4 protein-coding genes are annotated in these 3,445 nt (G+C 36.6%); all 4 read right to left on the reverse strand.

All coding sequences use genetic code 11. The features are described from left to right. Positions 1–430: 430 nt before the first annotated feature. Positions 431–1,255 carry an orotidine-5'-phosphate decarboxylase gene (pyrF, locus tag LDB17_RS00035; RefSeq protein WP_252639139.1) on the reverse strand — a complete coding sequence of 275 codons (825 nt, stop codon included), beginning with the start codon at positions 1,253–1,255 and terminating at the stop codon, positions 431–433. 56 nt (positions 1,256–1,311) lie between these two features. Beyond that, the gene (gene prfA / locus LDB17_RS00040) at positions 1,312–2,397 is read right to left on the reverse strand and encodes a peptide chain release factor 1 (RefSeq protein ID WP_252639141.1); all 1,086 of its coding nucleotides are present in this window, start codon (positions 2,395–2,397) and stop codon (positions 1,312–1,314) included. Positions 2,398–2,694: 297 nt separating this feature from the next. Then, positions 2,695–3,204 carry a lipid-binding protein gene (locus LDB17_RS00045; RefSeq protein ID WP_252639143.1) on the reverse strand — a complete coding sequence of 170 codons (510 nt, stop codon included), beginning with the start codon at positions 3,202–3,204 and terminating at the stop codon, positions 2,695–2,697. Between the two features lie 52 nt (positions 3,205–3,256). Further along, positions 3,257–3,385, reverse strand: a complete 129-nt coding sequence (locus LDB17_RS00050) for a hypothetical protein (protein WP_393924810.1) — start codon at positions 3,383–3,385, stop codon at positions 3,257–3,259. Between the last annotated feature and the right edge of the window lie 60 nt (positions 3,386–3,445).

Genomic DNA, 3,445 nt, shown 5'->3' on the forward strand with positions numbered 1-3,445 from the left:
GACAATATTATATTAAGTATTTATTAATTATTTCTTACAGAATATAAAGGTAAATTTCATTGTTATCTACCCCTTTAAAGGCGATTTCATCTATCTGCCTGTTTAGGTTAACGTGCTGAAAATATTAAAATGAATATTATATGAGCTGGTCTTCAATTATTCTGAATTTCATTTATTGAAATTTGCTACAAAGGAATAAAAAAGTTGTATCTTTTTTATAAAAAAACATAATATTTTTACTTGCGGATTATTAATTTTATAATTGACTTATTTTTTTGTTCAATTATGTCTTGAATATATTAATAGAAAAACTCCGAAGTCGTTCCTGTAAACAACTTCGGAGTTCTTTTATTTGTATGTCTAATATTACAATCCTTGTTTCTTTAAAATAAAAACTAGAAAGGATTTAATATCGACGGGTGAAAAATGATCAAGTTAAATTCGCTAAGTATGTAGCCATTTCTTCTTGTATTTTTTTTGCTTCGGCTGTCGCTGCAAAAGCAAAGTTTACAGAGCTGTCTGCATAAATTATCGCACGAGAAGAATTTACAAGTAATCCACATTGCGAATTCATCCCATACTTTACGACATCGGCAAGGCTTCCACCTTGTGCGCCTACACCCGGAACAAGTAAAAAATGATTTGGCGCATATTTGCGAATATCAGCAAACATTTCTCCTTGTGTAGCTCCTACTACATACATCAATTGCTCCTCTGTAGCCCATTCCTGAGATTTTTTGAGTACCTTTTCGAAAAGACGCTCGCCGTTCTTATCTTCTGTCAACTGGAAGTCATAAGAACCCTTATTAGAAGTAAGGGCTAATAGGATAACCCATTTATTAGCATATTTAATAAAAGGCTTCACGCTATCTTCTCCCATATAAGGAGCTACGGTGATAGCACTGGCTTTCAGGTCTTCGAATGCAGACATGGCGTACATCTCCGATGTATTACCGATGTCTCCTCGCTTAGCATCTAGTATAATAAATTGATCGGGGTATCTCAGACGAATATATTCTATCGTTTTGTGTAAAGCCACGATCCCTTTTACACCCTGGCTTTCGTAGAATGCAGTATTGGGTTTGTATGCAACACAATATTTTGCAGTCGCATCTATTATTGCTGTATTGAAAGCATAGATAGGATCTTCTTCATCTAATAAAAAAGAAGGGATTTTATTTATATCGGTATCTAACCCCACGCAGAGGAAAGATTTTTTTCTTTTAATATTCTCAAATAATTCTTGCTTTGTCATATTTGTATCTTCAAAATTAGAGTCGCTTTTGTCTTATTTCTAATCCTTTTTATTTTTTACATTTCGCTTTCTTTAAGTCTTTCGGTATTTTCCGCAATTATCAATTGGTCTATAATTGGCTGGATTTCTCCATCCATTACTGCAGATAAGTTATATAAGGTTAGATTGATTCTGTGATCAGTCATTCTTCCTTGCGGATAATTGTATGTTCTAATCTTAGCCGAGCGGTCGCCTGTCGATACCATTGTCTTACGTTTCGAAGCTATTGCATCCATATATTTAGATAGCTCTATATCATAAAGCTTTGTTCTCAACATTTGCATAGCAAGCTCTCTATTGGCTAATTGAGATCTTGATTGCTGGCATACAACGACCAGACCTGACGGCTTGTGCGTTAGCTGTACTTTGGTTTCAACCTTATTTACATTCTGTCCTCCCGCACCACTCGAACGGGCAGTCTGCATTTCAACATCAGCAGGGTTTATCTCCACGTCAACCTCCTCGGCTTCGGGTAATACGGCAACAGTGGCAGCAGAGGTATGTACACGTCCTTGAGTTTCGGTTGCAGGGACACGTTGAACGCGATGCACTCCTGATTCGTATTTTAGAATGCCGTATACGCCTTCGCCAGTTACAGTAAATATAATTTCTTTGAATCCCCCGGAAGTTCCCTCGGTAACGCTTGTAATCTCTGTTTTCCAGCCTTTTACTTCACAGTATTTCTGATACATACGATAAAGGTCTCCTGCAAAAATAGCGGCTTCGTCACCTCCTGTTCCTCCACGTATTTCCATGATTGCATTTTTGCTATCTTGAGGATCAGCCGGAACTAAAAGAAACTTTATTTCTTCTTCCAACTTAGGCATACGTTCATTAGCGGCATCCATTTCCTCTTTTGCAATTTCTCTTAATTCAGAGTCATCTTCGTTTTCAAGGATACCTTTTGCTTCATCTATCGTGGCTAGTAGCTGTTTGTATTCTCTACGTGCTATATCTATTTTTTCTAAATCGCGATATTCTTTATTCAGTTTGACGTATCTCTTCATATCAGCAATTACGGCAGGGTCTGTAATAAGTTTCCCTATCTCTTCAAAGCGGATATTCAGTGCATCAAGTCTTTCTAATAATGACGAGTGGGCCATATTCTTAATCTATCTTATATTTAATTGGGGGCAAAGGTACTGAAAAAGGTGTCTAGATTATTACTAAGAGATGGAAAATTTGATTAATAAATAGCAATTGAGTATCTCTGAATAGAGGCTTCGTTATTCAATTTTTTAAGGTTTGTATAGTTGTAAGTATATAAAAAAGCAAAGAGACCGAATTCGGTCTCTTTAAAGTTTGACGCATCACTGCATTAAAAGCGTGTTTGTATAAAGAGCGCGTAATTGAAGGAGCGCGCTCACTCTCCTTTTTATTGATACTTTCAACTTATATGATCAATCTTCAGACCATCCTGTAAAACGATAGCCTTCAGCTGTATACGTCTTTCCGGGAAAGCGAGAATTCGTAAAAGTGAAATGTATCGAATCGGAAACAGTACCTGAGGGAGCAGTGGCTCCTTTCAAAATAATCTTTCCATCTGTCAATGTAAATGTATTTGTTGAAGAAGCAACGTTTCCTGCTAGATTTTCGATATTACTTCCTGAAAAACTGAGCGTTGTTAAGTCGCAATTGATTTTACCATTAATAGAGTAAGCATTTGCTCCACTTAGTGAATAGCTACCAATACGTATCCAACATTGAGTTTTTGATTCATCAGAAGTATTAGAAATTTCACAGTAGTTTTTATATACCTGTTTTCCGGCTTCATCTTTTACAATCACTCTATACTTGCCTCCCAAAGGATGGATAGAAGAGTATTCTATTTCATAGTCTCCGTATGTTTCGCAAGATGCAAATCCTAGGAGTAATAATAACAGGACTGAAATATATCTTATTTGTTTCATATTATTTTCTTTTAAAAAACTGAGTATTTAATTAAACTTAGCTCTACTATAATTAATTTCCTTGAGCTACTTGCCACCATAATGGTTCTTGAGTTGGTTTTGTGGCAGGCGCATTTACATTGTAGAGAGCCGATACGTTAGGAACCGGAAGCCGACGAGGTATTTCTCTGGCTTGTAGCACCGTTGTCCCCGGGCGGACTAAAGACCCTAGTTCGTAACCGTACAGGAATACCTGCAATCA

Source organism: Dysgonomonas sp. Shenzhen-Wh21 (assembly GCF_043392705.1).
GTDB lineage: Bacteria > Bacteroidota > Bacteroidia > Bacteroidales > Dysgonomonadaceae > Dysgonomonas.

Coding starts and splice junctions, on each gene's coding strand:
- pyrF (WP_252639139.1), bottom strand. CDS start 1,255: ATGACAAAGCAAGAATTATTTGAGAATATTAAAAGAAAAAAATCTTTC.
- prfA (WP_252639141.1), bottom strand. CDS start 2,397: ATGGCCCACTCGTCATTATTAGAAAGACTTGATGCACTGAATATCCGC.
- LDB17_RS00045 (WP_252639143.1), bottom strand. CDS start 3,204: ATGAAACAAATAAGATATATTTCAGTCCTGTTATTATTACTCCTAGGA.